The organism is Massilia sp. 9096 (genome assembly GCF_000745265.1).
Lineage (GTDB): Bacteria > Pseudomonadota > Gammaproteobacteria > Burkholderiales > Burkholderiaceae_D > Telluria.
Map to the genome: position 1 here is coordinate 1,336,036 of NZ_JQNN01000001.1, position 18,178 is coordinate 1,354,213.

10 protein-coding genes are annotated in these 18,178 nt (G+C 68.0%); 7 read left to right on the top strand and 3 right to left on the bottom strand.

What is annotated here, in order from left to right:
• Window position 1: 1 nt before the first annotated feature.
• Window positions 2-778, top strand: coding sequence for an ABC transporter ATP-binding protein (locus FA90_RS05850; RefSeq protein WP_373994591.1), 777 nt, complete (start codon window positions 2-4; stop codon window positions 776-778).
• Between the two features lie 22 nt (window positions 779-800).
• Here the strand turns inward: FA90_RS05850 and FA90_RS05855 are convergent, their stop codons facing one another.
• The gene (locus FA90_RS05855) at window positions 801-2,327 is read right to left on the bottom strand and encodes a bifunctional ADP-dependent NAD(P)H-hydrate dehydratase/NAD(P)H-hydrate epimerase (protein ID WP_051971472.1); all 1,527 of its coding nucleotides are present in this window, start codon (window positions 2,325-2,327) and stop codon (window positions 801-803) included.
• A gap of 108 nt (window positions 2,328-2,435) precedes the next feature.
• Here FA90_RS05855 and FA90_RS05860 point away from each other — a divergent pair, with 108 nt between their 5' ends.
• The gene (locus FA90_RS05860; RefSeq protein WP_036166884.1) at window positions 2,436-6,047 is read left to right on the top strand and encodes a hydantoinase B/oxoprolinase family protein; all 3,612 of its coding nucleotides are present in this window, start codon (window positions 2,436-2,438) and stop codon (window positions 6,045-6,047) included.
• 58 nt (window positions 6,048-6,105) lie between these two features.
• Here FA90_RS05860 and FA90_RS05865 read toward each other — a convergent pair whose 3' ends face one another.
• Entirely contained in the window at window positions 6,106-6,801 is a 696-nt protein-coding gene (locus tag FA90_RS05865; RefSeq protein WP_036174337.1) for a GntR family transcriptional regulator, read from the bottom strand.
• Window positions 6,802-6,937: 136 nt separating this feature from the next.
• Between FA90_RS05865 and araD the strand changes: the two genes are divergently transcribed.
• The 4 genes from araD (at window position 6,938) to FA90_RS05885 (ending at window position 12,014) form a co-directional block, all read left to right on the top strand.
• Complete coding sequence (gene araD, locus FA90_RS05870; protein ID WP_036166888.1) at window positions 6,938-8,674, top strand: L-arabinonate dehydratase; 1,737 nt, start codon at window positions 6,938-6,940, stop codon at window positions 8,672-8,674.
• Between the two features lie 36 nt (window positions 8,675-8,710).
• Window positions 8,711-9,799, top strand: a complete 1,089-nt coding sequence (locus FA90_RS05875) for a porin (protein ID WP_036166890.1) — start codon at window positions 8,711-8,713, stop codon at window positions 9,797-9,799.
• A gap of 33 nt (window positions 9,800-9,832) precedes the next feature.
• Window positions 9,833-10,543, top strand: coding sequence for a ribonuclease activity regulator RraA (locus FA90_RS05880; protein WP_036166893.1), 711 nt, complete (start codon window positions 9,833-9,835; stop codon window positions 10,541-10,543).
• A 169-nt stretch (window positions 10,544-10,712) separates the two neighbouring features.
• Window positions 10,713-12,014 (top strand): MFS transporter, encoded by a 1,302-nt coding sequence (locus FA90_RS05885; protein WP_051972113.1) that lies wholly within the window; start codon window positions 10,713-10,715, stop codon window positions 12,012-12,014.
• A gap of 72 nt (window positions 12,015-12,086) precedes the next feature.
• On the opposite strand, the gene FA90_RS05890 is transcribed toward FA90_RS05885, so the two are convergent.
• Window positions 12,087-13,802: a tetratricopeptide repeat protein gene (locus FA90_RS05890; RefSeq protein ID WP_051971473.1), complete on the bottom strand. Its 1,716-nt coding sequence runs from the start codon at window positions 13,800-13,802 to the stop codon at window positions 12,087-12,089.
• A gap of 169 nt (window positions 13,803-13,971) precedes the next feature.
• Here FA90_RS05890 and purL point away from each other — a divergent pair, with 169 nt between their 5' ends.
• The gene (gene purL / locus FA90_RS05895) at window positions 13,972-17,979 is read left to right on the top strand and encodes a phosphoribosylformylglycinamidine synthase (RefSeq protein ID WP_036166895.1); all 4,008 of its coding nucleotides are present in this window, start codon (window positions 13,972-13,974) and stop codon (window positions 17,977-17,979) included.
• Window positions 17,980-18,178 lie beyond the last annotated feature (199 nt).

An 18,178-nucleotide genomic window follows, 5' to 3' on the forward strand; every position in this document is an offset into this window, starting at 1 on the left:
CATGCGTGATATTCCCGAGGCTTCAAAAAACGAGGTGCCAAATCCGGCTGCGAGCGTGGCAGCGAGCGTGACGGCAGGCGGCGATACCGGCCGCGACGGCCGCAACGGCGCGCATCCGGCGATCGAGGTGATCGGCCTGTCCAAGCGCGTCGCCGACGCCAGCGGCGAACTCACCATCCTGCACGAAGTGGATTTTACCGTGCAACCGGCCGAAACGCTCGCCCTGGTCGGCGCATCGGGGTCGGGCAAGTCGACGCTGCTGGGCCTGCTGGCCGGCCTGGACACGCCCTCGACCGGCAAGGTGCTGCTCGACGGGACCGACATCTTCGCCCTCGACGAGGACGGCCGCGCCGCCTTCCGCAAGGCCAAGTTGGGGTTCGTGTTCCAATCTTTCCAGTTGCTGGCGCACCTGAATGCGGTGGAAAACGTGATGTTGCCGCTGGAATTGCGCGGCGACGGCAACGCGCGCGCAAAAGCCGAGGCGATGCTGGGCCGGGTCGGCCTGTCGAGCCGCTTACGCCACTACCCGAAATACCTGTCCGGCGGCGAGCAGCAGCGCGTGGCGCTGGCGCGCGCTTTCGTCACCGAGCCGCCGCTGCTGTTCGCGGACGAGCCGACCGGCAGCCTGGACGCCGCCACCGGCGAAGCGGTGGTGCAGCTGATGTTCGAACTGAACCGCGAGCGCGGCTCGACGCTGGTGCTGGTCACGCACGACCCGTCGATGGCGGCGCGCTGCGGACGGACGCTGACGATCGCCGCCGGAAAGTTGGTCGCCTGAGTTGGTGGCCCGAACCGGCCGCCTAGCGCGCCTGGTGGTCGACCACCAGTGCATTGAGCGCCGCGCGGATCGCCGCCGGCAGCTCGCCGGCCGTGATCCCGATCGGCCCCACGCCATCCGCCACCAGCCGGTCCGCCGCCGCCCCATGCAGCCACACCGCGCCCAGCGCCGCTTCCCACGCCGGCCAATGCTGGGCCAGCAAGGCCGCGCATAACCCTGCCAGCACGTCGCCGGTGCCGCCGGTGGCCAGGCCCGGGTTGCCGGTCGGGTTGATCGCCACCGCGCCGTCGGGCCGCGCGATCACGCTGCCGGCGCCTTTGAGCACCACCACCGCGTTCAGGCGCATCGCCAGCTCGCGCGCGTTTTCCAGCCGGTCGGCCTGGATGACCGCCGCGGTCACCCCGAGCAGGCGCGCCGCCTCGAGCGGATGCGGGGTCAGGATCGCCGGCTCGTGCCGGGCCGCCACGCGTGCCTGCAGGTCCGGACTGGCGGCGATCAGGTTGAGCGCGTCGGCGTCCAGCACCAGGGCCTTGCTTGCCTCCAGCGCCTTGGCCAGCACGCGCGTGGCGACCGCCGAGTCGCCCATGCCGGGGCCGGCGGCGGCGGTGCGGTCTTCAAAAGCGAAGCCGGCCGCGTCGCGGAACATGATCTCCGGATGGGTTGGATCCACCCCGAGCCCCGGATCGATGGCGGCGGCGAACACCTTGCCGGCGCCCGCGTACAGCGCGGCGCGCGCGGCCAGCAGCAGCGCGCCGGCCATGCCGTGGGCGCCGCCCAGCACGGCCACGTCGCCGTAGCTGCCCTTGTGCGAGTTCTGGCGGCGCGGCCGCAGCTGCGTCCTGAACAGCGCCGGTGCGTTCATGCCGGCCCGGGGCGGGGCCGTCTGCGCCGGGTCGACGCCGAGCCGCTCGACCCGTACCCGGCCGGCGTGGTCGCAGCCGTCGGCGGTGTGCAGGCCGGGTTTGTCGCCCAGGAAGGTGAGGGTGTGGGTGGCGCGCACGGCGACGCCGTCGTGGCCAACGATAGCGCCGGTATCCGCGTCCAGGCCGCTGGGCACGTCGAGCGCCAGCACCGGACAGGCGAGCGTGTCGAGCTGTTGCACCAGTGCGCGCGCGCGTCCCGCCAGCGCGCGCGCGAGGCCGATGCCGAACAGGCCGTCGAGCGCGAGCCGGTAGCCGCGTCCAGCGTCGATCTGGTGGACCCAGCGGACCGTGGCGGCGCGTGCGCGCGCCATGGCCTGCGCCGCCTCGGGCGAGGGCGCCGGCGCGTCCGGGACCAGCAGCACCAGGTCGAGCTCGACCCCGGCGTCGGCGAGGTTGGCGGCGCATTCGAGCGCGTCGCCGCCGTTGTTGCCGGGGCCGGCCAGCACCAGCACCGGCCCCTTGGCGCCGGCCAGCAGCTCGAGCGCCATGCTCGAGGCGGCCTCGCCGGCGCGCCGCATCAGCGTGCCCGGCGCCAGCCTGGCCTGGGATTCGGTTTCGATCGCGCGGATCTCGGCGACGCTGTACAGCGCGCCCGCGCTCGACTGGTCACTACGCGGCTGGTCCATGCAGACTCCATCGTGGTCGGGATGTCATTGTCGCACCGCACGGGCGATTGCGCCTGCACGACGCGCCTGCACTACAATGTGGCCTCGTTTCGACAGCATGGAGTACGCATGGACTGGCAGTTCTGGATCGACCGCGGCGGCACTTTCACCGACATCGTGGCGCGCCGCCCCGACGGCACCCTGACGACGCATAAACTGCTGTCGGAGAATCCCGAGCAGTACCGCGACGCGGCCGTGGCCGGCATCCGCCACCTGCTCGGCCTGAAGGCCGGCGAGGCCTTGCCGTCCGGCGCCGCCCGGTCGATCAGCGCGGTAAAGATGGGCACCACGGTGGCCACCAACGCCCTGCTCGAGCGCAAGGGCGAGCCGACGCTGCTGGTCATCACGCGCGGCTTTCGCGACGCGTTGCGCATCGCCTACCAGAACCGGCCGCGCCTGTTCGACCGCCACATCGTGCTGCCCGAGCTGCTGTACGCGCGCGTGGCCGAGATCGACGAACGCATGGGCGCCCACGGCGACGTGGTCCAGCCCCTCGACGAGGGCCAGGCGCGGCGCGCGCTGCAGGCGGCGTTCGACGCCGGCCTGCGCTCGCTCGCCATCGTCTTCATGCACGGCTACCGCTACAGCGCGCACGAGGAAGCGGTGGCGCGCATCGCGCGCGAGATCGGCTTCACGCAAATCTCCACCTCGCACGCGGTCAGTCCGATGATGAAGCTGGTCGCGCGCGGCGACACCACGGTCGTCGACGCCTATCTGTCGCCGATCCTGCGCCGCTACGTCGACCAGGTCGCGAGCGAGCTGCCCGGCGTGAACCTGCAGTTCATGCAATCGAGCGGGGGCCTGACCGATGCGCGCGCCTTCCAGGGCAAGGACAGCATCCTGTCCGGCCCGGCCGGCGGCATCGTCGGCATGGTGCGCGCCAGCGAACTGGCCGGCTTTTCCAAGGTGATCGGCTTCGACATGGGCGGCACCTCGACCGACGTGTCGCACTATGCGGGCGAATTCGAACGCGTGTTCGAGACCCAGGTCGCCGGGGTGCGCATGCGCGCGCCGATGATGAGCATCCACACGGTGGCCGCTGGCGGCGGCTCGATCCTGCACTTCGACGGCAGCCGCTACCGCGTCGGTCCGGACAGCGCCAGCGCCAATCCGGGCCCGGCCAGCTACCGGCGCGGCGGGCCGCTGACGGTTACCGACTGCAACGTCATGCTCGGCAAGATCCGGCCCGAGAATTTCCCGCGCCTGTTCGGGCCGAATGCCGACCAGCCGCTCGACGTCGACGCCGTGCGCGCCGGTTTCGAGGCGATGGCGGTGCGGATCGGCGCGGCGACCGGGGAGAAGCCAGCGCCGGAGGCCGTGGCCGAAGGCTTCATCCGCATCGCCGTCGGTAACATGGCCAACGCGATCAAGCAGATCTCGGTGCAGCGCGGCCACGACGTCACGGAGTACGCGTTGACCAGCTTCGGCGGCGCCGGTGGCCAGCACGCCTGCCTGGTGGCCGACGCGCTCGGCATGAAGACCGTCTTCATCCACTCGCTGGCCGGCGTGCTGTCGGCCTACGGCATGGGCCTGGCCGACCAGAGCGCGATGCGCGAGCGCGCGATCGAACGGCGCCTGCTCGATCTCGAGCCCGACGCGTTGGGAGCGCAGCTCGATGCGCTGGCCGCCTCGGCGCGCGCGGCCTTGCTGGCGCAGGGCGTGCTTGGAGAGCGGATCGACGTGATCCGGCGCGTGCACCTGCGTTACGAAGGCACCGATTCGGCGATCGTGGTCGGCTTCGACGCTGTCGGTGCGATGCAGGCCGCGTTCGAGACGGCTTACCGCCGCCGCTTTTCCTTCCTCATGCCGGGCAAGGCGCTGGTCGTCGAAGCGCTGTCGGTCGAGGCGCTGGGGCGCTCGGACGCGCCGCCCGAGCAGCCGGTGGCGATCGACGCGCCGGCCGCGCGCACGCCTGCGCGCGCGCGCGAGGCCGTGCCGATGTTCGGCGACGGCCAGTGGCGCGACACCGCCGTCTACCAGCGCGCCGACATCCGGCCCGGTGACGTGATCCGCGGCCCGGCCATCGTCGCCGAGGCGAATGCGACCACCGTGGTGGAGCAGGGCTGGCAGGCCGAGGTGACGGCCTACGACCACCTGGTGCTGCGCCGCGTCGAAGCGCTGCCCGAGCGCCACGCGATCGGCACCACGGTCGATCCGGTGATGCTCGAGATCTTCAACAACCTGTTCATGTCGATCGCCGAGCAGATGGGCCTGCGCCTGCAGAACACGGCGTATTCCGTCAACATCAAGGAGCGCCTGGACTTCTCGTGCGCGATCTTCGATGCGGACGGCAACCTGGTCGCCAACGCGCCGCACATGCCGGTGCACCTCGGTTCGATGGGCGAGAGCATCAAGACGGTGATGCGCCAGAATGCCGGCCGGATGAAGGCCGGCGACGTCTACGTGCTGAACGACCCGTACAATGGCGGCACCCACCTGCCGGACGTCACCGTCATCTCGCCGGTGTTCGACGAGGCCGGCCAGGAGATCCTCTTTTACGTCGGCTCGCGCGGGCACCACGCCGACATCGGCGGCACCACGCCCGGTTCGATGCCGCCGGACTCGACGCACATCGAGCAGGAGGGCGTCCTGATCAACAATTTCAAGCTGGTCGACGGTCTTGATGGCGTGCTGCGCGAGCCTGAAACGCGCGCCATGCTCGGCGCCGCGCCCTATCCGGCGCGCAATCCCGACCAGAACATGGCCGATCTGCGCGCCCAGGTCGCGGCCAACCAGAAGGGCGTCGACGAATTGCGCAAGATGGTCGCCTACTACGGCTTGCCGACGGTGCGCGCCTACATGGGCCACGTCCAGGACAACGCCGAGGAAGCGGTGCGGCGCGTGGTCAAAGTCTTGAAGGACGGCGCCTTCACGGTCGACCTGGACAACGGCGCGCGCATCCAGGTGGCGATCCGCGTCGACCAGGCCGCGCGCAGCGCCGAAGTCGACTTTACCGGCACCTCGGCCCAGCTGCCGAACAACTTCAACGCGCCCTCGAGCGTCTGCATGGCGGCGGTGCTGTACGTGTTCCGCACGCTGGTCGAGGACCAGATCCCGCTCAACGGCGGCTGCCTGAAACCGCTGAAGGTCATCATCCCGCCGGGCTCGATGCTCAACCCGCATTATCCGGCGTCGGTTGTGTCGGGCAACGTCGAGACCTCGACCTGCATCACCAACGCGCTGTACGGCGCGCTCGGCGTGATGGCGGCCTCGCAGGGCACGATGAACAACTTCACCTTCGGGAATGCGCGCTACCAGTACTACGAGACCATTTCGGGCGGCTCGGGCGCCGGCGACGGCTTCGACGGCACCTCGGTGGTGCAAACCAACATGACCAACTCGCGCCTGACCGATCCGGAGATCCTGGAATTCCGCTTCCCGGTGCGCCTCGACAGTTATGCGATTCGTGAAGGTTCGGGCGGGGCGGGGCGCTGGCATGGGGGCAATGGCGGCACGCGCCGCATCCGGTTCCTGGAGCCGATGACGGCGGCGATCCTGTCCAACAACCGGATCCATGCGCCGTTCGGGATGGCCGGCGGCGCGCCCGGGGAGAAAGGACGCAACCTGGTCGAGCGGGCGGATGGGCGCGTCAAGCAGCTGGGACACATCGGCAAGACCGAGATGGGGCCGGGGGATGTGTTCGTGGTCGAGACGCCCGGCGGCGGTGGCTACGGCGTTTGATCTGCGCTGCCGGCGATGGCGGCAGCCTCACGACGGCGCGATACCGACCTGTCGCAGTTCACCTGACGTAGCTCGGATGGCGTTCCCGAATCTCCTCGATATTCGATAGCGTGCCCGAAAGATGGCGGCGCAGCACCGTCTGCGCCAGCGCCGCGTCACGCTGTTCGATGGCGCCCACCAATTCGGCATGGTCCGCGAGCACACGTTCGCGCTTGCCCGGCGAGGGCAGATCGAGACGTCGCAGGCGGTCGATGTGGCCGCTCTGGCTGCGCACGATATGCCACAGGTTCGGCACGCCTGCTGCCACGTACATCATCTGGTGAAAGGCCTGGTCGGCCTGGCTGAATTCATGCACGTCGTCTTCTTCGGCAAGGGCGCGCTGGCGTGCGAGGTTGGACTTCAGTCTCGCGATCAGGGTGGCGTCCTGTCGCTCGGCCAGCGTGTGCACGACCTCCAGTTCGATTGCGCTGCGTAGAAAATGGGCTTCGCGCGCCAGCGCGACCTCGATCGGCCGCACGACGGTCGCATGCTGCGGAAAGATGTCGACCAGGCCTTCCTCGCCCAGGCGCTGCAGCGCGTCGCGGATCGGCGTCTGACTGAGTCCGAAGCGCGCCGCGAGTTCCGTGCGCGACAGAACCGTCCCGGGCGTCAGGGACATGTCGATGATCATGTCGCGCAGCCGCTCGAACACCTGGGGCGCCGCATGGCGCGAACGGTCGAGCGTGAATTCCGGCGATTGAAGAAGTGCATTCATGGCGGAAAGTTCGAAAATCATTATAAGAATGTACCGGCATCATAGCCGATTTGGTCCGATACAAAGTTTTTGACACACTAATATATTAGTGCTTTAATGCTTTAACTACTCCGCTTAACTGGATTACCGAGGCACGATGATCACTAAAAAAACGCCCGAAACGCTGCGCAGCGCGCGCTGGTTCGCTCCCGATGACCTGCGTTCTTCCGGCCACCGCTCCCGTATCATGCAGATGGGCTATTCACCAGATGAGTTCATGGGAAAGCCCGTCATCGGCATCATCAACACCTGGTCCGACATCAATCCTTGCCACCAGCACTTCAAGCAGCGCGTCGATGACGTCAAGCGCGGGATCCTGCAAGCTGGCGGCTTCCCTGTCGAGTTGCCGGCGATTTCGCTGTCGGAGAGCGCCGTCAAGCCGACCACGATGATGTACCGTAACCTGCTGGCCATCGAGGCGGAAGAGTTGATCCGCATGCACCCGATCGACGGCGCGGTGCTGATGGGCGGCTGCGACAAGACCACGCCCGGCCTGCTGCTGGGCGCGACCAGCGCCGCCGTGCCGGCGATCTACGTACCGGCCGGTCCCATGTTGCGCGGTAACTACAAGGGCCAGGTATTGGGTTCCGGCTCGGACGCCTGGAAATTCTGGGACGAGCGCCGCGCCGGCAACATCACCGACGAGCAATGGACCGGCATCGAATACGGCATCGCGCGCAGCGCCGGTACCTGCATGACGATGGGAACGGCCAGCACGATGATGGCGATCGCGGAGTCGATCGGCATGACGCTGCCGGGGGCGTCGTCGATCCCGGCCGCCGATGCCAACCACATCCGCATGTGCGCCAACGCCGGCCGGCGCATCGTCGACATGGTCTGGGAAGACCTGACCCCGAAGCGCATCCAGACCCACGCCGCGTTCGAGAACGCGATCACGGTGGCCATGGCGATGGGCTGCTCGACCAACGCGGTGATCCACCTGATCGCGATGGCGCGCCGTGCCGGTCATGCGATCGGCCTGCAGGACTTCGACCGCATCAGCCGTACCGTGCCGGTGATCGCCAACATCCGCCCGAGCGGCGAGAAGTACTTGATGGAGGACTTCTTCTACGCCGGCGGCCTGCCGGCCCTGATGGGACGGATCCGCGACAAGCTGCACCTGGACTGCCTGACCGCGAACGGCAAGACGCTCGCCGAGAACATCGAGGGCGCCGAGGTCTACAACGACGACGTGATCCGCACGCCGGAGAACGCGCTGTATCAGGAAGGCGCACTGGCCGTTTTACGCGGGAACATCGCCCCGGACGGATGCGTGATGAAGCCGAGCGCCTGCGAGAAGCGCTTCTACAAGCATACCGGTCCGGCGCTGGTGTTCGACGACTATCCGAGCATGAAGGAAGCGGTCGAGCGCGACGACCTCGACGTCACCGCCGACCACGTCCTCATCCTGCGCAACGCCGGTCCGATGGGAGGCCCAGGCATGCCCGAATGGGGGATGCTGCCCATCCCCAAGAAGCTGGTCAAGCAGGGCGTGCGCGACATGCTGCGCATGTCCGACGCGCGCATGAGCGGCACCAGCTACGGCGCATGCATCCTGCACGTCGCGCCCGAAGCCTACCTGGGCGGACCGTTCGCGCTGATCCATACCGGCGACATGATCTCGGTCGACATCGAGGCGCGCTCGATCCACCTGGACGTATCGGACGACGAGCTGGCACGCCGCAAGGCCGCGTGGACGCCGCAGCCGCCACGCTTCGAGCGCGGCTACGGCTGGATGTTCTCGCAGCATATCCGGCAGGCGAACGAAGGCTGCGACTTCGATTTCCTGCAGACCGATTTCGGTGCGCCGGTCGGAGAACCGGACATCTTCTAAGCAGCATCGCAGACAAAAACCATAACGGAGACAGGTATGAACAAGGCAACATTCGCAACGGCGGTCGCGCTGGCTGCGCTCGCGCTGACGCAACAGGCGGCGCGGGCGCAAACCGGCGTGACGATCTACGGCGTGGTCGACGGCGGCGTCGCCTATGAGTCGGGCAACAAGGCCGGATCAATCACCAAGGTTACCGGCGGCAACGAGTCCGGCTCGCGCCTGGGCTTCAAGGGCACTGAGGACCTCGGCGGCGGCAACACGGCGCTGTTCCTGCTCGAAAGCGGCATCCAGGCCGACACCGGCTTGTCGGGGCAGGGCGGCATCCTGTTCGGGCGCCAGGCCTACGTCGGATTGTCGAACCGCGACTTCGGCACCGTCACGCTGGGCCGCCAGTATGCGCCGCACTACCTGGCGGCGGTGTTCGTCGACCCCTTCGTGAGCGGCACCTCGGGCGACGAGAAAAACCTGATCAACGCGGTGTCCGACGGCGGGCGTCTGAACAACAGCATCAAGTACGCCAGCCCGATCTGGGGCGGCGCCAGCGCGGAACTCGTGTACGCGGCCGGCGAAGTGGCCGGCAGCGCCACTGCCGGGCGTTCGATGGGCCTGGGCCTGGCCTACAACAACGGGCCGCTGGCGCTGCGCTTCGCCTTCCACGACAAGAGCAACGAGACCGTCGCCAGCACCCTGCCGAGCGCGCGCAACACGCTGATCGGCGGCACTTACGACTTCAAGGTCGCCAAGCTCTACCTAGCCTACAACGTCAACAAGGGTCCGCTCAGCTCGACGCTGCGCAACAGCACCAATCCTTATGGCTATGCGGTGGCCCCGACCTCGACCTCGGTCACCTGGGACAGCACCGACACCCTGGTCGGCGTATCGATCCCGCGCGGTCCGCATACGCTGCTGGCATCCTGGATCCACAAGGACGACAAGACCGCAGCCAGGAGCGACGCGGATCAGTTTGCCGCAGGCTACCGCTACAACTTCTCGCGCACGACCGACGTGTACCTGGTTTACGCACGCATGCTCAACAAGAACGGCGCCAGCTACACGCTCGGCAACGCCGCCGACGGCGGCACCGGCGACCGCGCGATCGACATCGGCATCCGCCATCTTTTCTGAACCGAATCCTCCAAGGAGAACACCATGGAACGTATGAAAGACTCGACCCGCCAGAAACTCAAGGGCGTCAGCGTGGCGACCCTGTGCACCGCCCTGTTCAAGCGCGGCCTGCGCAACCAGTACATCCAGGACGTGCGTCCGCTTAACCCGGCCGGCGGCACCATGGTCGGCGAAGCGTACACGTTGCGCTACATCCCGGCGCGCGAAGATCTGAACCCGATCACGGTGTTTCAGGACCGCGGGCATCCGCAGCGCAAGGCGGTCGAGGAATGTCCGCCGGGCGCCGTGCTCGTGATCGACAGCCGCAAGGACGCGCGTGCCGCCTCGGCGGGCTCGATCCTGGTGTCGCGCCTGATGGTGCGCGGGGTGGCCGGCATCGTCACCGACGGCGGCTTCCGGGATTCGCCCGAGATCGCCGCGCTGGCAATCCCGAGCTACCACAGCCGCCCATCGTCGCCGACCAACCTGACCCTGCACCAGGCGCTCGACATCAACGTGCCGATCGGCTGCGGCGACGCGGCCGTGTTCCCGGGCGATGTCGTGGTGGGCGATGCCGAGGGCGTGATCGTGATCCCGGCCGGCATCGCCGACGAGATTGCCGACGAGGCGGTCGAGATGACCGCGTTCGAAGACTTCGTCACCGAGCAGGTGCTGGGCGGCCGCACGATCCTCGGCCTGTACCCGCCGACCGACCCGGATGTGAAGGACACGTTCGCGACCTGGCGCCAGGCCAAGGGGCGCTGAGATGCGCGGCTTGTGCCGACGCCGCTAGCCGAGCACGATTGAAGTAAGCTCGGCGCAGGCCACGCCTCTGGGCCGGTCGAGAACAATCAAGGAGACATTCGTGAAACCAACCAATACCAGCGCAGCGCAGACTGCGACGACGCCGGCCGCCCACGGCGCCGGTCCTGACCTGGCACGGGCGATCAGCAAGGTGAATTGGCGCGTGCTGCCGCTGTTCGTCATCATGTTCATCGCCAACTACATCGATCGTGTCAACATCGGTTTCGTGCGGCCGCACCTGAAAGCCGACCTTGGCATCGGCGCGGCGGCGTTCGGCCTGGGCGCCGGCCTGTTTTTCATCGGCTATGCGATTTTCGAGGTGCCCTCGAACATGTTGTTGCAGCGCTTCGGCGCGAAAGCGTGGCTGACCCGCATCATGGTGACCTGGGGCCTGGCGGCCACCGCCATGGCCTTCGTGCAGGGCGAGATGTCGTTCTATGCCTTGCGCTTCCTGCTGGGCGTGGCGGAAGCCGGCTTCTTTCCGGGCGTGGTGTTTTATTTCACGCGCTGGCTGCCGCGCGCAGACCGCGGCAAGGCGATGGCGGTCTTCCTCAGTGGTTCCGCCGCGGCCTCGGTCCTGTCCGGGCCGGTCTCCGGCGGCCTGCTCCAGGTCGAGGGCATGGGACTGCACGGCTGGCAGTGGATGTTCATCATCGAAGGCCTCTTCTCCGTCGTGCTCGGCGTCGCGGTGTGGTTCCTGCTCGATTCGGAGCCGCGCGACGCCAAGTGGCTGAGCGACGCCGAACGCGAGGCGCTGACGCACGAGATCGCGGCCGAACAGAAGGAGCGCGAGGCCGACCGCCCGGTCGGCGTCAGCGGCTGGGCCCTGCTGCGCGACGCCCAGATCCTGTTGTTCTGTGCGATCTACTTCCTGATTTCGTTGACGATCTACGGCGCCACCTTCTGGCTACCGACGATCATCAAGAAGATGGGTCACTACAGCGAGTTCCAGGTCGGCCTGTTCAACTCGATCCCGTGGCTCATCTCGATCGTGGCCATGTACGCGTTTGCCGCGCTGTCGAGGCGCTACCGTCATCAGCAGGGCTGGACTGCGGCGGCGTTCGCGGTCGCGGGCGTCGGCATGTTCGCGTCGGCCGCCACATCGGATCCAGTGTATGGTTTCGTCGCGATCTGCTTCGCCGCGATCGGCTTCAAGGCCGCGTCCTCGCTGTTCTGGCCGATCCCGCAGTCTTACCTGGACGTGCGTGTCGCCGCCGGCGTCATCGCCTTGATCAATTCGCTCGGCAACCTGGGCGGGTTCGTGGCCCCGGCGGCCTTCGGCATCCTCGAGCAGCGCACCGGGTCGATCCAGGGCGGTCTGTATGGACTGGCCTTTTCCTCGCTGCTCGGCGCGGTCGCGGTGATGTTCGCGCGATCGCGGCCCACGACCGGTACGCCAGGTACGATCCCGGCCGTCAGCAGCATGAAGTAGGGGAGTCGCTTCGTTCGGGTCCGAGCCCGAACGAGCGGCTGGCTGCCTGTGGATGGCAAGCCTGAGTGCCGATCAGCCCGAAATGCCGTACTTGCGCTTGCAGGCCGCCAGCTCGCCATCCAGCGCCGCCAGGCGCGGATGTGCAGGATCGAGCGTGCGGATATTCTCCAGCTGCTCCTGCGCCAGCCCCGCCAGCGGATGATCCCACCCCATCTCGGCGATCTGCCTGAGCACGCCGCCGACGGTGGCGATCATCACCTGCAGGTTGCCCGGCGCCATGTGCAGCGCTTCGAGCAGCGTTTGCACGGCGCCGCGCACGTCGCCCATGTTGCGCTTCTCGTCGGCCACGCCGAGCAGGATCTGGGCCTGGGCGCGCAGCTGCCGGCCCATGCCGTCGGCCAGTTCGGGACGGCCGGCCTGGATGAACACGTCGACCGCCTGCTGCGGCGTGACCGGACCGGCATCCGGGCCGGCGCCGGTGTCGGCGTTGCTCATCGCGCCGATCATCACCTCGGCCGCTTCCTGGTCGAGCCGGTGCGCCAGGCAGGAGCGCGCCACGCCGACGCGCAAGACGTTCGACAGCGCGGCGCCGCTGCGCAGCGCCCCGACGGTCTGCTTGAGTTCCGCCACCGCCGCGCCGGCGTTGCCGGTGGCGTCCAGCAGCAGGGCGCTCGACAGCGACTTGCAGGCTTGCGCTTCGAGTGTGCCACGCAGCGAGCGTTCGAGGTCGCGGATCACGTTGCCGGCGCCCACGGGGTCGCCCTTGCCGACCAGCGCACGCACCAGGTTGACGTGGTCTTCGGGATTGCGGAATTCCGAGTGGCGCGAGCGCGTCACGACCTGCCTGAGCGACTTCTCGGCGGTCTCCATGTCGCCGCTGTCCAGCGCCACTTCGCCCAGCTTGCGCAGGCGCCGCAGCACGTGGGGCGAGATCGCCACCGCGCCGGCCAGCGTCTTTTGCGCCGCGGCCGTCTCGCCGCGCGCCTCGTGGCAGCGCGCCAGCAGGTCGTAGGCGGCCATCAGGCGCGGGTTGTCGGCGATGAGTTGTTCCAGATGCTCGGCCGCTTCCGGCGCGCGGCCCTGGGCGAACAACGCGCGCGCCAATCCCAGCCTGGCCCAGCCCAGGGCATGGCTGGCGACCACCTGGCGGTACAGGCTTTCCGCCTCCGCGTGTTCGCGCAGCGCCGTGTGCAGCTCGGCGCGCAGGCGCGCGAAGTCGAGCGCGTAGCGCGGCTGTTCCTTGGCGGCTTGCGCGCACACGGCGATCGCCGCGCGCAGGTCGCCCTGGGCCGCCGCCGTGTAGGCCGGCAGCAGGGCGGCGCGGCGCGCCAGCGCGCGTGCGATGCGCCCGTTGAGCGTCTCGGCGGTGAACGGTTTCAGGACGTAGTCGGTCGGCTGCAGCTCGGCGGCGCCGAGCACGCGCTCGTAGCTGCCCTCGGAGGTCAGCATGATGAAGATCGCCCACGGCGGGATCAGCTTGTGGTGGCGCAGGTCTTCCAGCAGCTGCTGGCCGTCCTGGCCTTCGCCGCTGCCGCCCGTCGCGCCGCGCGCGCCGCCGAGGTCGTACTCGCACAGGATGACGTCCGGCTGGCGCCGCTGCAGCTGCTTGACGGCGGTGGCGGCATTGACCGCGTATTCGATGCGCGTGATGCCCAGCGCGTTCAGCATGTTCTGCAGGTTGGCGCGGATGCCCGGATTCGGGTCGATCACGAGCACCGTGAGCTGGGTGTTCGGCTGGACGATCGATGGCGCGTTCGGCGCGCTGGGAGCTTGGCTGGGTTCTGGCATGGATGGGCGCGTCGGGCGTGTTGATCCGCACTACGATACCGCTTCCTCCGGCGCAGGGCAACCGCTGGCCGCCGCCTCGGTCAGGGGCGGGACGGCGGGTTGTCCGACACTGTATAATAACGGGCTATCTTCCACCCGCAGCCACGCTGCATCAACCGACTTCCAAGCCATGTTGATTCTGCCGGGTTCCAACGCCCTCTCTGCATTCCGTAGCCAACGCCTCCTCACGCAACTGCAAACCGTCGCTCCGACGGTCGCCGCCGTGCAGGCGCGCTACGTCCATTTCATCGACGCCAGCGCCCCGTTATCGAACGAGGACACGCAGCGTCTCACCAGCATGCTCACCTACGGCGAGCCGGTGCCGGAAACGCAGTACGAGGGCGTGACCGAAAGCTTCTTCGTGGTCCCGCGCCTGGGCACGATCTCGCCGTGGGCCTCGAAAGCCACCGACATCGTGCACAACTGCGGCATGGCCCAGGTGCACCGCGTCGAGCGCGGCGTGGCCTTCACGGTGGTGCTCAAGAGCGGCCTGTTCGGCACCGGCCTGGGCGCGCCCAAGCAGCTCTCGAACGAGGAAGTCCAGGCCGTGGCGGCGCTGCTGCACGACCGCATGACCGAGACCGTGTTGCGCTCCACCGAGCAGGCCGAGTCGCTGTTTTCCGAACTCGAAGGCCGTCCGCTCGAGCAGATCGACGTGCTGGGCAAAGGCCGCCAGGCGCTGGTGGACGCCAACGTCGACATGGGCCTGGCCCTGGCCGAAGACGAGATCGACTACCTGTTCGACGCCTTCACCCGGTCCGAGCGCAACCCGACCGACGTCGAACTGATGATGTTCGCCCAGGCCAACAGCGAACACTGCCGCCACAAGATCTTCAACGCCGACTGGACCATCGACGGCGTCAAGCAGGAGAAGTCGCTGTTTCAGATGATCAAGAACACGCACCAGCTGCAGCCCAAGGGCACGATCGTGGCCTACAGCGACAACTCGGCGATCATGGAAGGCGCCGAGGCCGTGCGCTTCTTCCCGCGCGAGGGCAACGAATACGCCCCGGCGACGGATCTCACGCACACGCTGATGAAGGTCGAGACCCACAACCACCCGACCGCCATCTCGCCGTTCCCGGGGGCCTCGACCGGCGCCGGCGGCGAAATCCGCGACGAAGGCGCGACCGGCCGCGGCGCCAAACCCAAGGCCGGCCTGGCCGGCTTCACGGTGTCGAACCTGAACATCCCGGGCGCTGAGCAAGCTTGGGAAGACCCGGCCTACGGCAAGCCCGAGCGCATCGCCTCGCCGCTGCAGATCATGGTCGACGGGCCGCTGGGCGGCGCCGCCTTCAACAACGAGTTCGGGCGTCCCAACCTGGGCGGCTACTTCCGCACCTACGAGCAGAACGTCGGCGCCACCGCGCTCAGTGGCAATACCGGCAGCACCGTGTTCGGCTACCACAAGCCGATCATGATCGCCGGCGGCATCGGCAACATCTCGGACGCGCACACCCACAAGAACGACATCCCGGTCGGCAGCCTGCTGATCCAGCTGGGCGGTCCGGGCATGCGCATCGGGATGGCCGGCGCCGCCGCCTCGTCGATGGCGACCGGCACCAACACCGCCGACCTGGACTTCGACTCGGTCCAGCGCGGCAACCCGGAGATGGAGCGCCGCGCCCAGGAAGTCATCAACAGCTGCTGGCAGCTGGGCGGCGCCAACCCGATCATCTCGATCCACGACGTCGGCGCCGGCGGCATCTCGAACGCCTTCCCGGAAATCACCAACGACGCCAAGCGCGGCGCGACCTTCGATCTGCGCAAGGTGCCGCTGGAAGAATCGGGCATGTCGCCGCGTGAAATCTGGAGCAACGAGTCGCAGGAGCGCTACGTCCTGGCGATCGCGCCCGACGACCTGCCGGCCTTCGCCGCCATCTGCGCGCGCGAGCGCTGCCCGTTCGCGGCCGTCGGTGTCGCGACCGAAGAGCGCCAGCTCAAGCTGATCGACCCGGAGACGAATACGACGCCGGTCGACATGCCGATGGAGGTCCTGCTCGGCAAGCCGCCCAAGATGTCGCGCAACGTCCGGCACGTCAACAATGACTTCCAGCCGGTCGACTTGACCGGCCTGGACCTGGAAGAGGTCGCGCGCCGCGTGCTGCTGAACCCGACGGTGGCCGATAAATCCTTCCTGATCACGATCGGCGACCGCAGCGTCGGCGGCATGACCGTGCGCGACCAGATGGTCGGCCCGTGGCAGGTGCCAGTGGCGGACGTCGCCGTCACCACCATGAGCTTCGAGGGCTATCGCGGCGAAGCGATGGCGATGGGCGAGCGTACCCCGGTCGCCGTGATCGACGCCGCCGCCTCGGGCCGCATGGCGGTCGGCGAGGCGATCACCAACATCGCCGCCGCGCCGATTGCATCGATCGAAGACATCAAGCTGTCCGCCAACTGGATGGCCGCCTGCGGCCAGCCGGGCCAGGACGCCGCGCTGTTCGACACCGTCAAGGCGGTCGGCATGGAACTGTGCCCGGCACTGGGCCTGTCGATCCCGGTCGGCAAGGATTCGCTGTCGATGCGCACCACCTGGAATGACGATGGCGAATCGAAAGCTGTCATTTCTCCGGTGTCGCTGATCGTCTCGAGCTTCGCCCCGGTACCGGATGTGCGCAAGACCTTGACCCCGCAGCTGCGCATGGACCAGGGCGACACGGCGCTGATCCTGGTCGACCTGGGCCGCGGCAAGAACCGCCTCGGCGCCTCGATCCTGGCGCAGGTGACCCAGCAGGTCGGCAACGACACGCCGGACCTCGACGACCCGGCCGACCTGAAGGCCTTCTTCGCCGCGATCCAGCAATTGAACGCAGACGACAAGCTGCTGGCCTACCACGACCGTTCCGACGGCGGCCTGTACGCGGCGCTGGTCGAGATGGCCTTCGCCGGCCGCGCCGGTGTCTCGGTCAACCTCGACATCCTGACCATGGAAGGCGAGCATGCGTCGGACCACGGCGACGCCAAGAACTGGGCCGCGCAAGTGGCCGAGCGCCGCAACGAGATGACCCTGCGCGCCTTGTTCAGCGAAGAACTCGGCGCAGTGCTGCAGGTGCGCCACGGTGAGCGCAGCGAGGTGATGAACGTGCTGCGCAGCTTCAACCTGGGCGCCTGCAGCCACATCATCGGCAAGGTCAACGACCGCGGCGTGATCGAATTCACGCGCGACACCAAGGTCATCTACCACCAGCGCCGCAGCGAATTGCACCGCCTGTGGAGCGAGACCAGCTGGCGCATCGCGCGCCTGCGCGACAACCCGGCATGCGTCGACCAGGAATACGAGCGCCTGCTGGACGAATCGGATCCTGGTTTCACGCCCAAACTGGTGCACGACACCGACGTCGACATCGCCGCGCCTTTCATCAATACCGGCGCGCGCCCGAGCGTGGCGATCCTGCGCGAGCAGGGCGTCAACTCGCACATCGAGACCGCGTGGGCGGTGCACCAGGCCGGCTTCAAGGCGATCGACGTGCACATGAGCGACCTGATCGCCGGGCGCGTGACGCTCGAGCAGTTCAAGGGCCTGATCGCGGTCGGCGGCTTCTCCTACGGCGACGTGCTGGGCGCGGGCGAGGGCTGGGCCAAGACCATCCTGTTCAACGACAAGCTCAAGGACGCGTTCGCGGCGTACTTCGCCAAGCCCGACACCTTCAGCCTGGGCGTGTGCAACGGCTGCCAGATGATGAGCAACCTGAAATCCATCATCCCGGGCGCCGAGGCGTGGCCGAAGTTCACCCGCAACAAGTCCGAGCAGTTCGAAGCCCGCTTCGGCATGGTCGAGGTGCTCGACTCGCCGTCGATCTTCTTCAAGGACCTGGCCGGCACCCACGCCCCGCTGGCGATCGCGCACGGCGAAGGCTTCGCCGACTTTTCCGTGACGGGCGACCAGTCGTCGGTCATCGGGGCGCTGCGCTACATCGACAACCGCGGCCAGGCGACCGAGCAGTATCCGTTCAACCCGAACGGTTCGCCCGGCGGCCTGACGGCGGTGACCACGCCCGACGGCCGCTTCACGGTGATGATGCCGCACGCCGAACGCGTGGCGCGCACCGTGACGATGTCGTGGCATCCGGAGAACTGGGGCGAGAACTCGCCTTGGGCACGCATGTTCCAGAATGCGCGCAAGTGGGTCGGCTGATGCGGGTTTGATGCGCACTTGATGTGATGCGTCACGAAAAAGCGCTCCTCACGGGGCGCTTTTTAATTCCCCGCCCGCTTGATTGCAAGCCTGCCGCGGCCGGTAAACGCCATCCCATTGAGCCGTCACAACACGGCACAGAGGCGCCAAAGCGCATGCGAACCGGCCGCCCACGCACCTGTCCAACCTTGCGACAAGA